General features: G+C 39.6%; 3 tRNA genes. All 3 read left to right on the forward strand.

The features are described from left to right. Positions 1-75 precede the first annotated feature (75 nt). The 3 genes from PVK71_RS20350 (at position 76) to PVK71_RS20360 (ending at position 448) form a co-directional block, all read left to right on the forward strand. Positions 76-151, forward strand: a tRNA-Glu gene (locus PVK71_RS20350). Between the two features lie 84 nt (positions 152-235). Further along, positions 236-311 (forward strand) — tRNA-Lys (locus PVK71_RS20355). A 61-nt stretch (positions 312-372) separates the two neighbouring features. Beyond that, positions 373-448 (forward strand) — tRNA-Val (locus PVK71_RS20360). Positions 449-694 lie beyond the last annotated feature (246 nt).

Consider the following 694-nt stretch of genomic DNA (forward strand, 5'->3'; position numbering starts at 1 on the left):
CGATTTATGAGTGTTCACACAGATTGCGAAGGTTGAAAATAAAGAGATTTAGAAGGTGTCCAACACCTTCGTTGTGTCCCGTTCGTCTAGAGGCCTAGGACACCGCCCTTTCACGGCGGTAACAGGGGTTCGACTCCCCTACGGGATACCATTTTCTCCTTATAGTTTGTTAAGTTGACGTCGTTTATAGACTATAAACGTCCTTACAACTTGCCTCCTCTAAGAAGAAAAATATGGGTCGTTAGCTCAGTTGGTAGAGCAGTTGACTTTTAATCAATTGGTCGCAGGTTCGAATCCTGCACGACCCACCATTCTTTCCACAGAGAATGGGTTTATTTCTGATAGAGTCAGGAGTAAATTGGAATATTATGTGGGCGATTAGCTCAGTTGGGAGAGCACCTCCCTTACAAGGAGGGGGTCACTGGTTCGAGCCCGGTATCGCCCACCATTTCATATGGATATACTCTTTAAATATTTTTGGAAGGATTCCAAACCAGTTCAAGAAATTGAGCTAGGTTCGGATTTTTTCTGTCTGAAAATGCTTAAAAAGTATTTTATCATTAACAGCGTTAATGATTTTATATAGCTCTTTAACAATTTGGAAAGCTGACTGATTCAGCTTAATTACAGCTAAGTGCTGAAATTAAGTTAAATCAAAATTTAAAAGTTCTTAATATCTTTTGTTTATCGTAGA

Origin of the sequence: Aliivibrio sp. S4MY1 (assembly GCF_028765545.1) — a bacterium.
Lineage (GTDB): Bacteria > Pseudomonadota > Gammaproteobacteria > Enterobacterales > Vibrionaceae > Aliivibrio.